Here is a 19,163-nt window from a genome sequence, read left to right as displayed (position 1 = left end):
GAACTATAGCAAGCCGCCATCCACTGCGCAAGAGGTTTTTAGAAAAAACCGCAAAACGCTGCATAGAAGAATATATTCAATGTCATTTTGATATTGAAGGCTCTGCCGCACCAGCCACAGACAAATGGCAAATCAGTAGCGCAGCAATATTTCACCGCCAGCAATCGAAATACCCCCCTCTTCCAGCCAAAACTTGACGGAGCCTATTGGGCTTACAAGGCTATTCACACTGACAAAAAACCACAAGGCTACAAGCCACGTGGGTTTTATGATCTTTTGGAGGAAGGCTCGCCTCCCCCCTTAGGCCATTACGTACAACTGGATTTCAAAGGCTCGACAGCTGCAGTCAGCAGCTACCCAGGATTGGATCGATCATGAGAAAGCGAAAAAGCGTTTAGAGCAATTTGGGCTCGGGCACCAGAGCCCCCCCCCTCATCAAGCGCCCCTTTCACAACGACAAACTAGTAATCGGCCCCGCAACACCTGCGTTATCCATGAAGCGCCGTAGATCGGAAGCATCATAGATGACGGTCATTCTCTTGAACTTCCCGACGCTTTCATCAACCTCGAATGCAACGACGCCATCGAGGCCAATTGCATCTCCGGTTGCTATGAACAGCGTATAGCTGAACTGCATGGTGATAGATGCGAATTTGTAGCGTGATTTAAGGACGTTGGGAAACTTCGCCATGGTCTTTTTCGTGTTACAAAACAGGTAGGCATGAAAACACTCAACAGTAACAGCTCCCGAAATCGGAGCTTTGATCACTGCATCTGATGTAAATAAAGTCTGGATTGCCGAAAAGTCTTTTTTACTAAGAGCATCTTGATACTTTTCACAAAGCTCGGCGGATTTCATGACTGTTGACTGGCCCTCATTGTCCATGCAAATTGAGTGATCGCGAGGTCATAGCAGAGGGGGGAGTCAAATCAGGCCTCGAAACGCTTATTGATAAGCGACTTTCACCATTTACAAGCGAGAAATGCCCCTAAATCTGCCCCCAAAAATCTTGACTGATTCGGCTGCGGGCTGTTTTGCTACGAAAAATAAAATCCTCATAAGCCTTTCTTGTATGGTTAAATTGCCATGCTAATAACTTAGCAATTGAATCACATTTTTTCTGGAAGTCATTAGCACATCACCCGCATAGAGACCTTAAGCTACATACCGCGACACCGAAGAGAGAGGAACCATGATCTTGGCGCATCACGCAATTCCGTCATCTGTTTTATCGCTTGTGATAGTTGCTGCTGTTTGCTGTATCAGTGGTTGCGGCGGCGGATCAGAAAGCCAATTATCTGCAGCGGATAGTAGTGCAGCAAGTGAACGCGGCGTTGATTTCTCTCTCTCCAGCAGCTATGCAGCAACAGGCAACGCCACCTACAGCGGAGGCCACTCGGGCATCTTTTCCATCAATCGAGCGTCGCAAGCATCGACCGCCCCAACGAACTGGACCATCAATCCGAAGTTCGGCTCGTTCAGCAACGCGCAGGGTGACAGCACTACCTATACGCCACCAGCTGTGGGCGCATTGGAAGTGCCACAAAAAACCACGATCACGGCAACCGTGGGTACATTCCAGCATGACTATCCGATCGCGGTATTTCCAACCATTTGGAGATCTCCGTCCGCAGGCAACTGGGGAACACTGACTTTCAGTGGCGCGGCCAAACCAAATACCTTTCCTACGTCGTTTGCGCCGAACGATTATCCGGTCCATGATCCAGTTCCGAATTTCGATATGTACAGCTGGACCGCGCTGCTTCCCCGCCTGCAGGCTGCAGGCCCCGGAAATCTTATCGCCGGGCAATACGACCCCACTGCCGGAAAGAGTGTCTTCATCGGCGTTACGCTAATGGGAATTCTTGGCTGGGAAGTCCGGGTCCATGCCGCTGACCCGACTGTTACCTCCTCTCTGTTCACTGGTGCCATTGCCTGCAACGACAGCTGCCCCGGCATGAATGTGGGGGTCAACGGCTCCAACATGGAATTTTCCAATGTTCGGGTGCCGCTGGATCAGGGAGGAGAAATCGTGCTTGACGGTACGCTGGCAATAAATGAACTGGGGACGCAACCCGGCACGACGCGCACCTCGCAGCAACTTCGGCAGTGTCCGAAAACATGGGCAGGGCAAACCGGACTGGCGGCCCTGACGAACTTGGCCTGCGTGGACGGCACTTACGCAGGAATCAATCCTTCCGGTAATGGCCAATGCTCAGTCACAATAGACAGTGCGGCGAAAATGGTCACCTTTACCTCAGAGGGTACCACTGAGACCATGCCGATCCCCGACAACAGCTCTACCGGGACAGTAGCTTTCGCCTTCAATCCCCGTGAAACTGGCAGCAGTAACTATCCCTTCCGCGACCAATACGCAGTGGCGATGAACACCTTTCCGCAATCGAAAGTCGTCGCAGGCAGCGTCAAGCGCCTGCTTTTTACATTCGGATTCAAGCCATCCACGTCGGTAGTTGTCAGCACGTTCGCTTATGAACTTGACTTCTCCTATACCAAGGCAGCATCTGCGACCGCGCAACCTTCGGTTACGAAGCACTGCCGGATCAATTTGCCAACTTAAGCAAGGGTAATGTTTGATAGTAGGAAGATTAAGACACCTTGAATGAGCGCGAACACTAATAGGAAGTCAGTCGTTTATGGTCGGAACAACTTGCCATAGCGATTCCATGACTGCGCCATCTTGTCATCAAGTGATTTACATGAAAAACGCGGACTTTCGCTAGGACATCTTGCGTCGGTTCACAACAAAATCAAGGAAACTCTCATGCGGAAGTATTTAATGTCTTTTGAGAGTGTTTAGGAGGAGAAACAACGATTCAATAATATGCCATTGTTTTTCCACTCAGGCTTATTTCCTTGATTTTCCCAAGGAGTCGCAGTTAGTGAACACCCTGTACTTCATCAATAGATGGAGTACGGCCCGTTCCATGAATGGATAAGGCCACCGATATAGTCTTTGGCCTTCGCACGTGCATTTTCAACATTTCTGGCGATAGTCGCCCTATGAGCGTCGGCGTAAAGTTGGGTGACCTGAACGACTGAAAATATCACTGCGACTGCCGATGCCAGCACCCATATGAGATCTATTATTTTTAAATGTCGAGATGTTAAACGTCCATATGCAATACCAGGAAGCCCTGAAAGTGCGATGATGGTCGATGCGGTCATGCCAAACGCCCATTTCGCCGTCTCAAAAACGAAGGAAAAATCACTAGGCATTTTCTGTTCGGAATAGATCATTCCACAAATCCCAACGAATGTGACTATTGAGGCGATTACGAGCCTCCTTGTATTCTTTTTCTTTAACTCAGGGCTGATGATGATGATGTGTTCGGCGCGATGAATTACGTGTGGGATTGCTTGGCGAACTTTTCGCAGTTCAGAATCTATCCAAGCCAATCCGCCCCAACACCACAGCAAGGCAACGGCTAGTAATGAGCCATACAGTGCAGTCCCAATTGCTTTGCCACTGTCAGTCACGACCCAGCAGAAAACTGCAATAACTACCACTCCCAAAAATACAGTTCCCGCCCGCAATAGCCCTGGGTGAACCAACCTAAAGAAATTCATAAAATCCCCATGGGCGAGGTGCCCCACTCGCCGCTTTGAGTGAAATGCAATGAAGGACAAGAGAACCTCTGTGAGCAACAGTATGAGCAATGTCCATCCGAAGCCCGTTGCAATGATTAATGCCCAAACAGGAATCGAAGAGGTTCCCCATATCCAACCTGCTATGCCAATAGCAGCACCAATGGAAAACCATCTAACGGCCACAGTCATATCAAGGTGGTAGAGGGCGATTTTCAAAGTAGATTCTTTATGCATGATTAATTTTTTGTTGTTTAAGAACAATAGTATAGACATGCATAGCACTGATGAAAGCCTCCTTAACCCGTGCATCTCTCCTCGCCCGTCTTAACCAAGCCTGCCCAAAAGGTTAGATGGCTTCAGGTGCGTGTATCGCTTCAGCATGGACAAGCTTTTGTGCCCCGTGATAGTCGCAATCTCGACCATGTTGAATCCTTTCTCAAACAATCTGGACGTTGCCTCGTGCCTCAGATCATGAAAGCGCAGCCCCTCAATACTGCATCTCTTACATGCCAAGCTGAACTGCCCCGTGATTACGTCATAGTGCCAGCCGACAACTAAAGTGCCTGATGTATTGGGAATGGTCTTGAAAGCAGCCACAGCTCGGGTGGAAAGCGGGACCACCCTCTTTTCTCCGTTTTTGGTTTCAAGGAGATACACCATCCGCTCTTCTAGGTCCACGTCCATCCACCGCAGCGCCCCCAACTCGCTTCGTCTCATTGCGGTCTCGATAGCCAAGACAATGATCGCTTTCAGCGTTACAAGGCCCATGCTATCGCAGTACTCCAAGAGGAGCTTTTCCTCTCTAGGAAGAAGCCTCCTATCACGTCCACGGGGAGGTTTCGGTTTCCTCATAGCCTTAACTGGGTTTTGCAGGGTTTCAAATCCCCAATCTGTTTGGGCAATGCGGTAAACGTGGGAAATCAAAGCAAGTTCGAGCCGCACAGTGTTTCCACTTAGCCCCAAAGCAAGCCTGCTATCCCGATATTGTGCCAAGTGCTTGCCTCGTATCTGGGCCAATGTGAAAGAAGCAAGAGGACTCTTCATCCACGTTTTTATACGGACAATCTCCTGGTCCCGCCCCTTTTTCATCGTGGAGATCTCCAGTGCATATCTTGAGAGCGCCTCCCTTAGCAGAGGAGTTGAATCGTCGGGCTCTGGAGATGTGTAGTCGGGATGCTTGAACCGGGACCAGTCGGACTTCCTGAAAGCACTTGTTATTTTTTCTTCTTTGGTCGCCTTACAGGGACGTAACGCAAGAATTCGCGCTTCCTCCTCCGCAGCCCATGCCGAGGCCGCATCATGCGTCTCAAAGGTCTTGGTGACCAGCGGATAGTCCGCAAGATGGATACGGGCGCGGTAGCGCTTTCCGCGCATGTCAATGGATGCCATGATCGACCTCCTCAGTGCGGAACAATACGGACAGGGATTTAAACCCGTGGAGGGTTAAAGATGTTACGTGGGGAGGGTGCTGCTGAGGGGTGTGGAAAAAGGGTGTGGTTAGCACCCTCTTTTTTCCTTGCAAACCATTGATTTTTAATGGTTTTAGTATAGTGGCGGAGAGGGGGGGATTCGAACCCCCGATAGGCTATTAACCTATACACGCTTTCCAGGCGTGCGACTTAAACCACTCATCCACCTCTCCTGGATTCGGGTTCGCTTTCGCGAAGCCGCAAATTATAACAAAACTCCGCCGATTTATTGCAACTTTTCATCGGCAACGCCAAAAATTTCCCTTAATAAAGAAGCCGGCGCAGCTTGTGGCCGCGCCGGCTCTTCTTGCCTCCTCGTTCTCGCGGGCTTCTTATTGCGCCTGCTTCAACTGCTCCAGGATAGCGGGATTCTCGAGCGTCGATACGTCTTGCGTGATCTGCTCACCCTTGGCCAGCACGCGCAGCAGGCGGCGCATGATCTTGCCGGAACGGGTCTTGGGCAGGTTGTCGCCGAAGCGAATTTCCTTGGGCTTGGCGATCGGGCCGATTTCCTTCGCGACCCAGTCACGCAGTTCCTTGGCGATTTGCTTGGCTTCCTCGCCAGTTGGACGAGCGCGCTTCAACACGACGAAGGCGCAGATCGACTCCCCGGTGGTTTCGTCCGGCTTTCCGACCACGGCGGCTTCGGCCACGATCGGGTTGGCGACCAGCGCGGACTCGATTTCCATCGTGCCCATGCGGTGACCGGAAACGTTCAGCACGTCGTCAATGCGGCCGGTAATGGTGAAGTAGCCGGTCTGTTCGTTACGCACTGCACCGTCACCGGCGAGATAGATCTTGCCACCGAGCTCTTCCGGGAAGTAGCTCTTCTTGAATCGTTCCGGATCGCCCCAGATGGTACGGATCATGGCCGGCCACGGACGTTTGACAACCAGAATGCCGCCCTGCCCGTTCGGCAGGTCGTGGCCGGTCTCGTCCACCACGGCGGCCATGATGCCAGGCAGCGGCAGCGTGCAGGAACCCGGCACCATCGGCGTTGCGCCCGGCAACGGAGTGATCATGTGACCACCGGTTTCGGTTTGCCAGAACGTGTCGGCGATCGGGCAATTCTCGCGACCGACATTCTTGTAGTACCACATCCAGGCTTCCGGGTTGATCGGCTCACCGACGGAACCCAGCAGACGCAGCGACGACAAATCATACTTCTTCGGATGCACGTCGGCGTCCGCTTCGGAAGCCTTGATCAGCGAACGGATCGCGGTCGGCGCAGTGTAGAAAATCGTGGCCTTGTGCTTCTGGATCATGTCCCAGAAACGACCGGCATTCGGGTAGGTCGGCACGCCTTCAAACACGATCTGGGTTGCGCCCACGGCCAGCGGACCATAGGTGATGTAGGTGTGACCGGTAACCCAGCCGATGTCGGCGGTGCACCAGAAGACGTCGGTCGGCTTGATGTCGAAGGTCCACTTCATCGTCAGCATCGCCCAAAGCAGGTAGCCGCCGGAAGAATGCTGCACGCCCTTCGGCTTGCCGGTCGAGCCGGAGGTATAGAGGATGAACAGCGGGTGCTCGGCATCGACCCATTCCGGCTCGCAGGTGGTTGCCTTGCCGGCGACGACGTCGTGCATCCACAGGTCGCGACCTTCGACCAGCTTGATGTTGGCACCGGTACGCTGGTAAATCACGACGTGCTTGAGATGCTCGCAGCCACCCAAGCCGATCGCCTCGTCGACAATGGCTTTCAGCGGCAGCTGCTTGCCGCCGCGCACCTGCTCGTCGGCAGTGATGACGGCAACCGCGCCGGCGTCGATGATACGCTCCTGCAGCGACTTGGCGGAGAAGCCGCCGAACACCACCGAGTGGGTAGCGCCAATACGGGCGCAGGCCTGCATCGCGACGATGCCTTCGATCGACATCGGCATGTAAACCACCACACGATCGCCCTTCTTGACGCCGAGTGACTTCAGGCCGTTGGCGAACTGGCACACCTTGTCGTGCAATTCCTTGTAAGTGACGCGGGTGACCTGGCCACCATCCGCTTCGAAGATGATCGCGGTCTTGCCAGCGTTGCCGTTGGCGAGGTTGCGGTCGAGGCAGTTGTAGGAAACGTTCAGCTGACCGTCTTCAAACCACTTGTAGAACGGCGCGTCGGCTTCGTTGAGCGTCTTGGTGAATGGCTTTTGCCACTGAATGTTGTCGCGTGCAAGCTGGGCCCAGAATCCCTCGTAGTCGCGCTCTGCTGCAGCGCACATTGCCTTGTAGGCCTCCATGCCGGAAATGTTCGCGTTCTTCACGAACTCCGCCGGCGGTTCGAATACGCGATTTTCTTGTTTTAAGGTTTCGATGTCTGACATGGTTATCTCCCGGTGCGAATTAGATGATGCAAAGTTAAACAGGTACTCTTACTAGCGCCTTACATGCTTTTCATGCAAGCACGGCGCGGTAAAAAATTCGGACGGGAGAATACGCAATGAGTGAACGGGCAGATGCAAGCCAGCCAGCCTTCCGCGCCCCGCCCAGGCGATTGGTTATAGGCGCTCCTATCCCGGTACAGTTGAGATATCTCAGCATTGTTGTCGATGTTGCATCGCAAGAAACCGGGCAGCGAAGTTGCCGGGGCGTGTAAAATGCGAGGGTCTCATTTCCCTCCTGTAATTCAAAATTCAGCATGAGTAACAGCGATAACATTACTCCGCGCGACACCGGCCTCACCCGGCCCATCCGGCCGCTGCCCAACTTTATTTTCATGAGCCGCTGGCTGCAGTTGCCGCTGTATCTCGGGCTGATTCTTGCGCAGTGCGTATACGTCTACCACTTCTGGGTCGAACTGTCGGACTTGATCGGCGCAGCGCTCGGCAACCAGGCCGCGCTGCAGCATATCCTCGATGCGGTAGCGGTGGACGGCGCAACCCGTCCGACGAAACTGAACGAAACCACGATCATGCTGGTCGTGCTCGGCCTGATCGACGTGGTGATGATTTCCAACCTGCTGATCATGGTGATCGTGGGCGGCTACGAAACCTTCGTGTCGCGCATGAACCTCGAACAGCATCCCGACCAGCCGGAATGGCTGTCGCACGTGAATGCCTCCGTGCTGAAGGTGAAGCTCGCCACGGCGATCATCGGCATTTCGTCGATCCATCTGCTCAAGACCTTCATCAATGCCAGCGCGTACGACGTCAAGACCATCGTCGCACAGACCGGCATCCACGCCGTGTTCCTGCTCTCGGCAATGGCGATCGCAATGTGCGACCGCCTCATGGCCGCCCCCGATCAACACTCCAAGCAACCTCACTGACCCTCAGCAATCATCATGACTATCATCAAGCAAGAAGACCTGATCGAATCGATCGCCGCGGCGCTGCAGTACATCAGCTACTACCATCCGGTGGACTACATCCAGCACCTGGCGCGCGCTTATGAAGTGGAGCAAAGCCCGGCGGCCAAGGATGCGATCGCGCAGATCCTGACCAACTCGCGCATGTGCGCCGAAGGCAAGCGCCCGATCTGCCAGGACACCGGCATCGTCAACGTGTTCCTGAAGATCGGCATGGACGTGCGCTTCGAGGGCTTCAAGGGTTCGATCGAAGATGCGGTCAACGAAGGCGTGCGCCGCGGCTACAACAACCCGGACAACGTGCTGCGCGCTTCCGTCGTAGCAGATCCGCAGTTCGAGCGCAAGAACACCAGGGACAACACCCCGGCTGTGATCCATATGGAACTGGTGCCGGGCAATAAGGTGGACGTGCAAGTCGCGGCCAAGGGCGGCGGCTCGGAAAACAAGACCAAGTTCGTGATGCTGAACCCATCCGACTCGCTGATCGACTGGGTGATGAAGACCGTGCCGACCATGGGCGCCGGCTGGTGCCCGCCGGGCATGCTCGGCATCGGCATCGGCGGCACCGCCGAAAAAGCCATGCTGATGGCCAAGCAGTCGCTGATGGACGACATCGATATGTACGAGCTGAAGAAGCGAGGACCGCAGAACAAGCTGGAAGAACTGCGTATCGAGCTGTGCGACCGCATCAATGCACTCGGCATCGGCGCGCAAGGCCTGGGTGGCCTGACCACGGTGCTGGACGTGAAGATCAACATGTACCCGACGCACGCCGCATCCAAGCCGGTCGCGATGATCCCGAACTGCGCGGCGACCCGCCACGGCCACTTCGTGCTCGACGGCTCCGGTCCGGCCTACATCGAACCGCCGTCACTGTCCGAGTGGCCGAATGTGCACTGGACGCCGGACACCGAAAAGTCCAAGCGCATCGACCTCAACACCCTGACCCGTGAAGAAGTCGCTTCGTGGAAGCCGGGACAGACCCTGCTGTTGAACGGCAAGATGCTGACTGGCCGCGATGCCGCGCACAAGCGCATCCAGGACATGCTCGCCAAGGGAGAACAGTTGCCGGTCGACTTCACCAACCGCGTGATCTACTACGTCGGCCCGGTCGATCCGGTGCGTGATGAAGTAGTCGGCCCGGCAGGCCCGACGACCGCGACCCGCATGGACAAGTTCACCGACATGATGCTGGAAAAGACCGGCCTGATCTCGATGATCGGCAAGGCCGAGCGTGGCCCGGTCGCGATCGAGTCGATCAAGAAGCACAAATCGGCCTACCTGATGGCCGTTGGCGGCTCCGCTTACCTGGTGTCGAAGGCGATCAAGAGCGCGAAAGTGGTTGGTTTTGCCGACCTCGGCATGGAAGCGATCTACGAATTCGAGGTCAAGGACATGCCGGTGACGGTGGCCGTCGATGCCAACGGCGTCTCGGTGCACAACACCGGTCCGAAGGAGTGGCAGGAGCGCATTGCGGCTGGCAAGATGATTTCCGTGACGCCCGCCTGAACGGCTAAGAAATGAGAAAAGGGCACGCAAACGCGTGCCCTTTCTTTTTTATTTACCCCACCGCATGCGGGTCGCGGCCCGGGGTGTCTCCTCTACTCTCCCGCAACTCTCTTCATCAATTCATCAGGTTCAGCAGCACAAAGCCGCACAGCAACGCCCACACCATCGCACCGAAGGCAAACGCCTCGCAGCTCAGCAACTGCGCATCCATCGGATCGCGCATCTTCAGTACAAAATAGCAGCCACGGTACAGCACGCTGGCCGCGATCCCCAGTCCTAGCACGATCACGCCGATCATCGGCCACATTTGCGGGATTATCAGTCCCAGACTGGACAGCCACAGCGGCACGGCAGTAATCGCGGCAAGCCGGTAGGTATCCTTGAAATCGGCACAAATATGGCGCGTGGATGCGACCTGCTTGATCACCAGGCCCATCAGCGGCACGGTAATCAGCTCCGCCGCCAGGAACACCTGCGCCATCTCCAGCCAATGCGCGATGTCCGCGTCCAGGCGGTACGCCAGCGCGTGATGGCCGCCCGCATACAGCAGCATGGCCGGCGGCAGCAGCGAAAGCGGCAGCACCAGCAGGAAGAACGTCTTCAACACCGAAGGCTGCACGGCGCTGATCTGATCCCATCCGTCCTGGAACGAGAACGGCATTTTCGCGTATTTGAGCAGGCTCATTTGATCTTCTCCTTGTCCGCCGATTGGCCACTGTATTGAGGCGGCTCGCGTGCCGCCACACGACTGCCCGGATGTCAGCTTGGGCGATAATTTATATCACTCTATGATACAAAATGGAAAAAGTCCATATCGCGATGCATGCGCCGCGATCTCAAGCCGATGCCTCCCTCACCGGGGAACGCCATAAATTACCTTGCAAGGCCACACGATCGTATATCATCGCGTTCTGAGTTCATTCAGATTCCCCCGACCCCTGATGCCCAGCGCCGCCCCCACCGATTCGCTTTCAAAACTGGATTACGAAGCCCTGGCAGATTTTCGTTACCGCTTGCGGCGCTTTCTGCGATTTAGCGAGGAAATCTCGCAGGCGCACGGCATCACGCCGCTGCAGTACTTGCTGCTATTGCAGATCAAGGGCTACCCCGGCAGGGAATGGGCAACCATTGCCGAGCTGGCCGAACGCTTGCAGGCGCACCACCACGGCGTCGTCGCGCTGACCTCGCGCTGCGAGAAGGCTGGCCTGGTGGCGCGCCGACCGGGCCGGGACGACAAGCGCTGCGTCGAAGTGTATTTGCTGCCCAAGGGCGCGGAGCTGCTGCGCGAGCTGGCACTGCTGCATCGCGGCCAGGTGGCCGAACTGCAGCATGTGCTGGCGGCGCCGTACGGAGGCCGGACCTCGCATTCCGATTTTTTTGTGGGATAACCGCGCGACATGGTCGCAATTCAGTCACATTCACAGCCAGCTTCCGATGCGCCGATCGGCGTGTTCGATTCCGGCATCGGCGGGCTGTCGGTGCTCAAATACATCCGCGCCAGCCTGCCATGCGAGCAGTTGCTGTACTTTGCCGACTCCGGCTATGCGCCCTACGGGGGCAGGAGCGAGAGCGAAATCGTCGCGCGTTCGCTGGCGATCGCTGAATTCCTGATGCAGTACCGGATGAAGGCCCTGGTGGTGGCATGCAATACTGCCACCGCCGCCGCCATCAAGGCGCTGCGCGAGCGCTACTCCGCCCTGCCCGTGGTCGGCGTCGAACCGGGCTTAAAACCGGCCGCCGCACTCTCGAAGAGCGGCACGGTCGGCGTGCTGGCCACCGAGCGCACGCTTGCCAGCGCCAAGTTCAATCTGCTGCGCGAACAAATTTCGGCCGCGACCAATGTCCGGTTCCTGCCCCAGCCCTGCAAAGGATTGGCGGACCAGGTCGAAAAAGGCGAGCTGCATTCGGCCGCCACAGCAGCACTGCTGCAGCGTTATGTCGCGCCGCTGCTCGAACAAGGCGCCGATACGCTGGTGCTGGGCTGCACGCACTATCCGTTCGTGCTGCCGCTGCTCGAGGAAATCGTCGGCCGTGCGACTTCCCGGTCCGTTGCGATCGTCGATACCGGCGAACCGGTGGCGCGGCAACTAGCGCGGCGGCTGGCGGAACGCGGCCTGCTGCGTACGGAGGGCAACGGCACGGTGCAAGGATTTACCACTGGCAGCGAAACCGCGCTTTCGAGCGCGTTTGCCAAGCTGCTCAACCTGCATCCGCCGGTGGCGAAAGTTGCCGCATCTGACTAATCACATGGGATTTGCCAGTTTGCAGCGAAGTTTGTATAATTACGGGCTTGCTTGGTGTTGAGCCAGGCGATGTCTTTCAATGGTGGCCGTAGCTCAGTTGGTAGAGTCCAGGATTGTGATTCCTGTCGTCGTGGGTTCGAGTCCCATCGGCCACCCCAAGATTCAAGCAAAAAGCCCGGTCTCATGGCCGGGCTTTTTGTTTTTGGAATTGCAATAAAAGGCATCCGCCTTTCGCGCCGCCGGCGCGGATCAGCAGACAGAAAAGATTTTCCAGGAAACGAATGCGCAAATGATCGACCCAACGGACTCCGTCACCCGCTCCATTCCCCATCCTGTCCGCCTGGACTTCACATCAGCAACGCGAACTTACAGCATCGCGCTGGACCGGGACTTGTTCGATCAATGGACCGTGACGCGCTCCTGGGCGCGCAAGGAAAACAATCTCCGGGGAAAGAGAATCACGCACGTCGATTCCTTCGAAGCCGGCATGGCGCTGGTCCAAGCCATTGCCCGGATGCGTGAAAAGCGCGGCTATCAGCCGGCTTAAAAATAAGAGAGCCCTCGACGGCTTGCACCGGAGGGCTCAAAACGACCTTGGGAACTACATCCCTGTCTACGGCACGGCTAACGCAAACTTTAGCGCTTGCGAAGCATATTCTAGAACTCCCCGGATGAAACATGGGCCATCGCAAAGCGCCGGGCTTCATCGATGGCGGCCTGCTCCGAATCGAACACATCGTCTTCCGCGATCGGCTGCCTGGGGAAAATCACTTCGCCGGCTTCATGATCTTCCGAGTAATCCCGGATCTCAAGGTATGGCACCCACCGGCCGCTGTCGGCGTGCCGGCCAGCCGACAAGTCAAACTCGAAATTGGAAAAGCGTTCTTTGCTCATGATCGGGTCCTGGAATCCTGCAAGAAAGCGTCTTCCCTCATTTTCGCCATCGGGCAGGCGGGCGTCGAGATCGAACACGGCAGCCTTGAGTTATCTCAATCCTGGCCAGGCCGCCAGGCACACACTTGGTTCGTTCATCGTGGACTACGGAGGAAGGAATGCATGAAAAAATGGACATAGGCGAGATCTGTAACCGGGAGGTTGTCTTTGCGACCGAAGACATGAGCGTGAAGGAAGCCGCCGAGCTGATGCGCGACCAGCATGTCGGCAGCCTGGTCGTGATCAGGCAAGCCGATCTTGGCCGCGTCGTGGCCGGCATGGTGACCGACCGCGACATCGCCATCGTCGCCGTGGCGCGCGATTTCGACCCGCAAAGCCTGCGCGTCGGCGACATCATGAGCAGCGAGGTCGTCACCGCACGCCCCGATGCATCGCTGAACGACGTATTGCACCTGATGCGCCAGAGCGGCGTACGGCGTGTGCCGGTGACGACGGATGACGCCGTGCTGATCGGCATCGTGACGCTCGACGACTTGCTGGAAATCCTGGCGGAAGAAATGCAAGGCTTCGTCCAGGCCATTACCAGCGCCCAACGGCGCGAAGAGCGGGTACGTGGATAGCTAGGTCAGCCACTTTCTTGAAACAGTGTGCAAAGAGCGACGTCGATTTCGCCCAGCAACGGTGGAATCGCGCCGCGCACGTCAGAGCTGAGGCCGGGATCTCCCCCGGCGTCCCCAATCTCAATACCGTAAATCATCAGCTTCTCAGGCAGCATGCCGAGTACGCGCGCGAGCGCCAGATTTTCTGCCACGCTCAAGCCGTGGCTCGAGATTTTTCCCGCCTCTGCACGCAGCTCGCCCGGATCGATTTTACGCAGGGCGCCGGGCGGCACGCCACTTTTCATGCCGTCGATGAGCAAAGCTGCTGTTGCGCCTGTCAGCATCGGCAGCAAATCGGTTGCAGGCTGGCTGCAGCGGAAGGTCGCCACCGCCTCGGCAGGGAAGCGGCTCAACATGCCGCTGTGCTCGATCGCCTCGATGGCGATCCATCCGATACCGTCGTCGCCGAACGGGGAACCGATACCGATAATTCGGATCGGGCTTATCGGGCTTATCGGGCTTATCGGGCTTATCGGGCTCATGGGCGGCGCACGTCCAGTTTCAGGAAATGGGTCGCGCACGAAATGCATGGATCGTAGTTCCGGATCACCTGCTCCCCGATCCGCCGCAATTCGTCGTCGTCGCGCTCCAGCCCGAACGATTCCAGCGACAGCCGCAAGTCCTGCTCGATGCGCGCCTGGTTCTGGCTCGTGGGCGGCACGATGCGGGCGGCCCTGATGCTGCCGTCGGCATGCGTTTCATAACGATGCCAGAGCAGTCCGCGCGGCGCCTCGGTGCAGCCGACGCCGACGCCCGCCTGCGGCCTGACCTCGGCAAACGGCTTCTCCGGCGGCGCATATTCATCGAGTATGCGCAGCGCTTCCCATAACGCGTAATAGACTTCCACCGCGCGCGCGACAACACTGTGATAAGGATTGTGGCTGGGAAAACGCACCGGCGTGGCGCGCATGGCCTGCGCCACCGGTGGCGGCAGCCTGTCATGGTTCAGGTTCATGCGCGCCAGCGGCCCCACCAGGTAAGGCCGGCCGTGCAGCAGGCCGTGCAAGGCGGTGGAATGCGGGACATGCCTTTCCACAAAAAACCTGTCATATTCCGCCGCGCCGATATCCAGCCCCTGGTCGGACACGATGCGCCCGTCATTCATCGGATATTCCGACGAATGGCGCAACGCGACGCAAGCGAATTGCTGGTCGCCGCCTTTCATCGGCAAGCCGGCGCTCCATGCCAGCAGCGCCTCGGCATCGGGCAAGGATGCGCGGATGCGTTCGCGCAGCGCCGCCACCGCCTCCATGTCCGGCGCCTTGTGAAAGCCGCCGACACGCACGCCGACCGGATGCACCGAGCGCGCGCCCAGCATGCGGATCAGGTCGTTGCCCAGGGCCTGCAGCGCCAGGCCGCGCCGCACTTCATCCGGATAGTCGCGCGCCATCTCAATGACGCTGCCGTAGCCGAGGAAATCGGGCGCGGCCAGCAGGTGGATGTGCAGGCAATGGCTTTCTATCCATTCGCCGCAATACATCACCCGGCGCATCGCGCGCACCCATGGGCCGGGATCGACGCCAAAGATGCTCTCCAGCGCATGCACCGCGCTCATCTGGTAGGCGACCGGACAAATGCCGCAGATGCGCGCCACCATGTCCGGCACTTCGTGGCAGGCGCGGCCTTCCAGGAATTTCTCGAAGAAGCGGGGCGGCTCGAAGATGCGCAGCTTGAGATCAGCGATGCTGCCGTTGCGGATATCGATCTCCAGCGCGCCCTCGCCTTCCACCCGCGCCAGCACCGGCACGCGGATGCTTACCTCGCGCTTGTCAGTCATCCGTCTTCTCCCTCGCCGCCAGGCCGGCCTGGCGAAATTCCGGCGCGCCGTTGTTGATGAACAGGTAGCGCCGCGCGATTTCCTCGCGCACCAGGCCGATGCCCTCGAGGCGGTGCGACAGCGATGCCGTGTTGAGGTTTTCCGCCGGGCCGTAGCAGCCGTAGCAGTCGCGCCCGAACGACGGGCACAGCGCGCCGCAGCCGGTGCGCGTGACCGGCCCCATGCAGGGAATGTCATGCGCGACCATCACGCACACGTTCTGGCGCCGCTTGCATTCGAGACAAACCTTGTCTTCCTCTTCAGGCGGCACGAAGCCGGACAACAGCGAGCGCAGCGCACCAATCACCTGGCGGCCATTGACCGGACAGCCCCACAATTCCAGATCCACTTTCACGTGGTCGGAAATCGGCGTGGACGTCGCCAGCGAGTCGATGTATTCAGGGCTGGCATAGATATCTTTGACCCACGCCTTCGCGTCCGCCATGCTGCGCAGCGCCTGCACGCCGCCCGCGGTGGCGCAGGCGCCGATCGTCACCAGCATCGTGCAGTTGGCGCGCACCTGCAGGATGCGCTGTTCGTCATGGGCCGTGGAGACACTGCCTTCGACGAAGGCGACGTCGACGTGTTCGTCGAAGGCGAGCGGCCCGGCTTCGGCGAAATGCACGATGTCCACGAGACCGGCCAGCTGCACCAGGGTCTGGCCGAGGTTGAGGAAGGCGAGCTGGCAGCCGTCGCAGGAGGCGAACTTGTGTACGGCGATGCGCGGTTTCGGTTCCATCAGAATCCCCGCACGTCGAACAGCGCCCTGACCTGCGGATAGGCGAACACCGGCCCCTGGCGGCACACGAACGCGCCGCCGTACTGGCAATGGCCGCAATGGCCGACCGCGCACTGCATGTTGCGCTCCATGTTGACGTAGATGCGCTCTGGCGCAACGCCTCGTCCAGCCAGGTTCTTCACGGCGGCGCGCATCATGCCTTCCGGGCCGCACATCATTGCCACGGTCCGCTCCGGGGCGATGCGCGCATCATCGAACACCTCGGTGACGACGCCGACATGCCAGGGCCAGAGCGGGCCGCCGTGGTCGGCCGCCAGCAGCACCTGCGTATCCGGCAACGTCGCCCAATACGCATAGCGGTCGCGCCACAGCAGGTCCTCCGCATGCTTGACGCCCTGGATGATGGTCAGCCGGCCGAACGCCCTGCGGCGTCTTAGCACATAGTTGATGACCGAAACCACCGGCGCGCAGCCCAGGCCGCCAGTGATGATCAGTACGTCGTGCCCCTCGGCCTGAAGTAGCGGCCAGCCCCGCCCATAAGGGCCGCGCAAGCCGATGCGATCGCCCGGCTGCAGCTCGGCCAGGGTGCGCGTGACACGCCCCACCACGCGAACGGTATGCTCCAGCACAGCCGCATCCTGCGGGTCGGACACGATCGAGATCGGCACCTCGCCCGCGCCATACAGGTAGAGCATGTTGAACTGGCCGGGCTCGAAACGATAGCCTTGACGCGCGGCCTCGTCGGTCAGCTGCAGGCGCAGCGTGAACACGCTTTTCGATTCCTGCACCCGCGCGATGATCTGCGCCTCCAGCGGCAAATAGGGATTCATGGCTGGCCTCCGCAGATGGCCGCCGTTTCCTCGGTGATGTCGATCCCGACCGGGCACCAGGCAATGCAACGTCCGCAGCCGACGCAGCCGCTGCGTCCGAACTGGTCGTGCCAGCTGCCGAGCTTGTGGGTCAGCCACTGGCGGTATCGGGTCCTGGTATCCGGGCGCACGGTCAGCCCGTGGATGTAGCTGTGCCCCTTGGTAAAACAGGAATCCCATTCCCGCATATGCTCCGACTGCGCGCCATCGAGCTGCTGCTGATCGCGCTCGCCATGACAGAAGCAGGTCGGGCAGACCGAAGTGCAATTGCCGCAGGACAGGCAGCGCTCGGCGACTTCGTTCCATCGCGCGTGCTCCAGATTCGCGAAGAGCGCGTCGCGCAAATTGCGACCAGGCAGGCTGCGCGTCATGCCTTGTTGCGCCCGCTGCGACTGCCGCATCGCATCGTCGACCTGCCCGGCCGCCGCCGGCGCCAGCCGCATCCCGGCGATGAGCGCCCGTGCCCGATCAGTGCCGCACTCCAGCACGAAGCCGTCATCGAGCTCGTCGAGCGCGAGATCGAATCCGCCTGCGGCGCGCGGCCCGTCGCCAGTGGAGACGCAAAAGCAGGTCGAGGCCGGATGGCTGCAATGGACCGCGACCAGGAACAAGCCCTCGCGGCGCTTCGCATAATAGGGATCGGCACAAGCGCCGTGTGCCTGCTGCAGGAAGTGCTGGTCCTGGATCGCCAGCGCGGCAAGGTCGCAGGAACGCACGCCGAATACCGCCAGCGGCTTTTCCTGTGGCAGCCCGGCGTCGAACGCGAGACTGCCATCGGCGCGCCGCCTAGCCCGCCACAGCACCTCGCGCGGCGCAAACAGCAGCGGCTTCAATGCCTGCGGTCCGTTCGCCCATGCAAACTGCCGCGCGCCGCCAGTGGCACGGGTGCGGTACCTGCCCGGCTCCTGCGCATCCTGCACGCCGGCCGGTAGCTGCGCCGCGGAGTGCAAGGTATCGAACACGATCGCACCATCCTTGAGAGTCGGTCCGACGCAGCAGTAGCCGGCGCTGCGCAATGCATCGATCAAGTCCTGCAGGCGCGCACGCGGCAGGAACAGCGAAGGATCGCGTGCCGGCTGCGGCGAGTTGCTTTGCATGGCGGGCTCCTAACAAATGCGGGGCAAGGGATCATTTTTCCGGCTGGTCCAGAAAGCGCGCGTCGCTGCCTCCTTGCATGCATTCTGCCTGCTATTACATCTGTCGCTTCCACATGCGTCAAGGCAGGAAAATCAATACCCGGCGGGGCAACGTACTCGTGAGTGAGAGAAATTTCTCCCGTGAATACAAGCAGTTCCGTAGAAGACGCCCTGGCCGGTTTGAACGAGATCAAGACACGAGGATGAAGGGCGCGTATGTTTTCCCTGAACGTTCAATCAGCACAGGCCGTCATCATGAACGAACCGATTTCCTCGATCATGCACACCATTGTCATTCCGGTCAGCATGGATGACACCGTGGAAATGGTTGAAACCCTCATGAAGGCCAAGCATATCTCTTCGGCGCCTGTGTACGATGGCGACGGCGCCATTCTCGGCATCGTCACCGCCACCGACCTGGTAAAGCTCCATGCGGTGGGCAAGGATCCGAAAGCCGTGAAGGCATGGGAAATCTGCACGTACCGCCCGGTGGAAGTCACGCCGGCCACCCCGATCACGGAAGTCGCCGAGCTGATGATCGAGAACAAGATTCACCATGTGATCGTGATGGAAAACGAAGCGATGCAGGGCATCGTGTCGTCGCTCGACTTCGTGCGCCTTTTCCTGAAACAAAATCCGCGCTAGCGCGTCCTGCGGTCGCGTTGCCTGCGCTCTACGAGATCCCAGCCAATTTCCTTGCGGATTTGTTCAGGATCATGCAACGGCGCACGCGTGTTTTGTCGACGTTCATTCTGGCGTCGCTCCAGGTACTCTCTGACTTTTTCCTTTGCTTGTTTCGGCTGTTCCATCGCGGGATTCCAGGTTGCCGCCCGAGGGGCAGTTCGAGGGAATGGTATGGTCATGGGCGAAGCCGCCGGCTGATTGTTAACGTACGGGTTCTGACCGGGCGGCGTTTGATGC

Annotated in this window: 21 protein-coding genes and 2 tRNA genes; 10 read left to right on the top strand and 13 right to left on the bottom strand. The window is 58.4% G+C overall.

What is annotated here, in order from left to right; genetic code table 11:
* Positions 1 to 197: hypothetical protein (locus tag TSA66_RS27710; protein ID WP_232429459.1), on the top strand; the 197-nt coding region annotated here is incomplete at its 5' end.
* Positions 198 to 448: 251 nt separating this feature from the next.
* On the opposite strand, the gene TSA66_RS12140 is transcribed toward TSA66_RS27710, so the two are convergent.
* On the bottom strand, positions 449 to 859 hold the full coding sequence (locus TSA66_RS12140; RefSeq protein ID WP_157691670.1) for a hypothetical protein: 411 nt from the start codon (positions 857 to 859) through the stop codon (positions 449 to 451).
* 334 nt (positions 860 to 1,193) lie between these two features.
* On the opposite strand from TSA66_RS12140, the gene TSA66_RS26880 reads away from it, so the two are divergent.
* A complete protein-coding gene (locus tag TSA66_RS26880) occupies positions 1,194 to 2,579 on the top strand; it encodes a hypothetical protein (RefSeq protein ID WP_157691669.1) in 1,386 nt (461 codons plus the stop codon).
* Between the two features lie 341 nt (positions 2,580 to 2,920).
* Here TSA66_RS26880 and TSA66_RS12130 read toward each other — a convergent pair whose 3' ends face one another.
* The 4 genes from TSA66_RS12130 to acs all read right to left on the bottom strand — a co-directional run bounded on the left by TSA66_RS12130 (position 2,921) and on the right by acs (position 7,394).
* Positions 2,921 to 3,883 (bottom strand): hypothetical protein, encoded by a 963-nt coding sequence (locus TSA66_RS12130; RefSeq protein ID WP_040040219.1) that lies wholly within the window; start codon positions 3,881 to 3,883, stop codon positions 2,921 to 2,923.
* Between the two features lie 51 nt (positions 3,884 to 3,934).
* Entirely contained in the window at positions 3,935 to 4,999 is a 1,065-nt protein-coding gene (locus TSA66_RS12125; protein ID WP_040040218.1) for a site-specific integrase, read from the bottom strand.
* A gap of 162 nt (positions 5,000 to 5,161) precedes the next feature.
* Positions 5,162 to 5,252, bottom strand: a tRNA-Ser gene (locus tag TSA66_RS12120).
* Positions 5,253 to 5,411: 159 nt separating this feature from the next.
* Positions 5,412 to 7,394 carry an acetate--CoA ligase gene (gene acs, locus TSA66_RS12115; protein ID WP_040040217.1) on the bottom strand — a complete coding sequence of 661 codons (1,983 nt, stop codon included), beginning with the start codon at positions 7,392 to 7,394 and terminating at the stop codon, positions 5,412 to 5,414.
* A gap of 314 nt (positions 7,395 to 7,708) precedes the next feature.
* Here acs and TSA66_RS12110 point away from each other — a divergent pair, with 314 nt between their 5' ends.
* Both TSA66_RS12110 and TSA66_RS12105 read left to right on the top strand, forming a co-directional pair.
* Positions 7,709 to 8,338 (top strand): YqhA family protein, encoded by a 630-nt coding sequence (locus TSA66_RS12110; RefSeq protein WP_040040216.1) that lies wholly within the window; start codon positions 7,709 to 7,711, stop codon positions 8,336 to 8,338.
* Between the two features lie 15 nt (positions 8,339 to 8,353).
* The gene (locus TSA66_RS12105; RefSeq protein WP_040040215.1) at positions 8,354 to 9,886 is read left to right on the top strand and encodes a fumarate hydratase; all 1,533 of its coding nucleotides are present in this window, start codon (positions 8,354 to 8,356) and stop codon (positions 9,884 to 9,886) included.
* A gap of 115 nt (positions 9,887 to 10,001) precedes the next feature.
* Here TSA66_RS12105 and TSA66_RS12100 read toward each other — a convergent pair whose 3' ends face one another.
* A complete protein-coding gene (locus TSA66_RS12100) occupies positions 10,002 to 10,571 on the bottom strand; it encodes a YIP1 family protein (RefSeq protein WP_040040214.1) in 570 nt (189 codons plus the stop codon).
* Positions 10,572 to 10,827: 256 nt separating this feature from the next.
* On the opposite strand from TSA66_RS12100, the gene TSA66_RS12095 reads away from it, so the two are divergent.
* The 4 genes from TSA66_RS12095 (at position 10,828) to TSA66_RS12080 (ending at position 12,676) form a co-directional block, all read left to right on the top strand.
* On the top strand, positions 10,828 to 11,274 hold the full coding sequence (locus tag TSA66_RS12095) for a MarR family transcriptional regulator (RefSeq protein ID WP_052452273.1): 447 nt from the start codon (positions 10,828 to 10,830) through the stop codon (positions 11,272 to 11,274).
* A gap of 9 nt (positions 11,275 to 11,283) precedes the next feature.
* A complete protein-coding gene (gene murI, locus TSA66_RS12090) occupies positions 11,284 to 12,129 on the top strand; it encodes a glutamate racemase (RefSeq protein WP_040040213.1) in 846 nt (281 codons plus the stop codon).
* Between the two features lie 82 nt (positions 12,130 to 12,211).
* A tRNA-His gene (locus TSA66_RS12085) sits at positions 12,212 to 12,287 on the top strand.
* A gap of 131 nt (positions 12,288 to 12,418) precedes the next feature.
* Positions 12,419 to 12,676, top strand: a complete 258-nt coding sequence (locus tag TSA66_RS12080) for a WGR domain-containing protein (protein ID WP_052452272.1) — start codon at positions 12,419 to 12,421, stop codon at positions 12,674 to 12,676.
* 110 nt (positions 12,677 to 12,786) lie between these two features.
* Here the strand turns inward: TSA66_RS12080 and TSA66_RS12075 are convergent, their stop codons facing one another.
* A complete protein-coding gene (locus TSA66_RS12075; protein WP_157691668.1) occupies positions 12,787 to 13,023 on the bottom strand; it encodes a hypothetical protein in 237 nt (78 codons plus the stop codon).
* 158 nt (positions 13,024 to 13,181) lie between these two features.
* Between TSA66_RS12075 and TSA66_RS12070 the strand changes: the two genes are divergently transcribed.
* Entirely contained in the window at positions 13,182 to 13,643 is a 462-nt protein-coding gene (locus TSA66_RS12070) for a CBS domain-containing protein (RefSeq protein WP_052452271.1), read from the top strand.
* A gap of 5 nt (positions 13,644 to 13,648) precedes the next feature.
* On the opposite strand, the gene TSA66_RS12065 is transcribed toward TSA66_RS12070, so the two are convergent.
* The 5 genes from TSA66_RS12065 to TSA66_RS12045 are packed head-to-tail and all read right to left on the bottom strand — an operon-like array spanning position 13,649 to position 18,203.
* Positions 13,649 to 14,212: a hydrogenase maturation protease gene (locus TSA66_RS12065; protein ID WP_084199536.1), complete on the bottom strand. Its 564-nt coding sequence runs from the start codon at positions 14,210 to 14,212 to the stop codon at positions 13,649 to 13,651.
* Complete coding sequence (locus TSA66_RS12060) at positions 14,161 to 15,459, bottom strand: Ni/Fe hydrogenase subunit alpha (protein WP_040040211.1); 1,299 nt, start codon at positions 15,457 to 15,459, stop codon at positions 14,161 to 14,163. The genes TSA66_RS12065 and TSA66_RS12060 overlap by 52 nt, the downstream gene beginning before the upstream one ends.
* Complete coding sequence (locus TSA66_RS12055) at positions 15,452 to 16,237, bottom strand: NADH-quinone oxidoreductase subunit B family protein (protein ID WP_040040210.1); 786 nt, start codon at positions 16,235 to 16,237, stop codon at positions 15,452 to 15,454. Before TSA66_RS12055 ends, TSA66_RS12060 begins: the two co-directional genes overlap by 8 nt.
* Positions 16,237 to 17,067: an FAD/NAD(P)-binding protein gene (locus TSA66_RS12050; protein ID WP_040040209.1), complete on the bottom strand. Its 831-nt coding sequence runs from the start codon at positions 17,065 to 17,067 to the stop codon at positions 16,237 to 16,239. The genes TSA66_RS12055 and TSA66_RS12050 overlap by 1 nt, the downstream gene beginning before the upstream one ends.
* A complete protein-coding gene (locus TSA66_RS12045) occupies positions 17,064 to 18,203 on the bottom strand; it encodes a 4Fe-4S dicluster domain-containing protein (protein WP_052452269.1) in 1,140 nt (379 codons plus the stop codon). Before TSA66_RS12045 ends, TSA66_RS12050 begins: the two co-directional genes overlap by 4 nt.
* 294 nt (positions 18,204 to 18,497) lie before the next feature.
* On the opposite strand from TSA66_RS12045, the gene TSA66_RS12040 reads away from it, so the two are divergent.
* Positions 18,498 to 18,887 (top strand): CBS domain-containing protein, encoded by a 390-nt coding sequence (locus tag TSA66_RS12040; RefSeq protein WP_040042496.1) that lies wholly within the window; start codon positions 18,498 to 18,500, stop codon positions 18,885 to 18,887.
* Here the strand turns inward: TSA66_RS12040 and TSA66_RS26875 are convergent.
* Positions 18,884 to 19,051, bottom strand: coding sequence for a hypothetical protein (locus tag TSA66_RS26875; RefSeq protein WP_157691667.1), 168 nt, complete (start codon positions 19,049 to 19,051; stop codon positions 18,884 to 18,886). The two genes, TSA66_RS12040 and TSA66_RS26875, sit on opposite strands and share 4 nt — an antisense overlap.
* Positions 19,052 to 19,163: the final 112 nt, after the last annotated feature.

Origin of the sequence: Noviherbaspirillum autotrophicum (genome assembly GCF_000818395.1) — a bacterium.
Taxonomy (GTDB): Bacteria; Pseudomonadota; Gammaproteobacteria; order Burkholderiales; family Burkholderiaceae_D; genus Noviherbaspirillum; species Noviherbaspirillum autotrophicum.
Note: the sequence above shows the minus strand (reverse complement) of the source record. Positions and strands in the feature narration are given on the sequence as shown.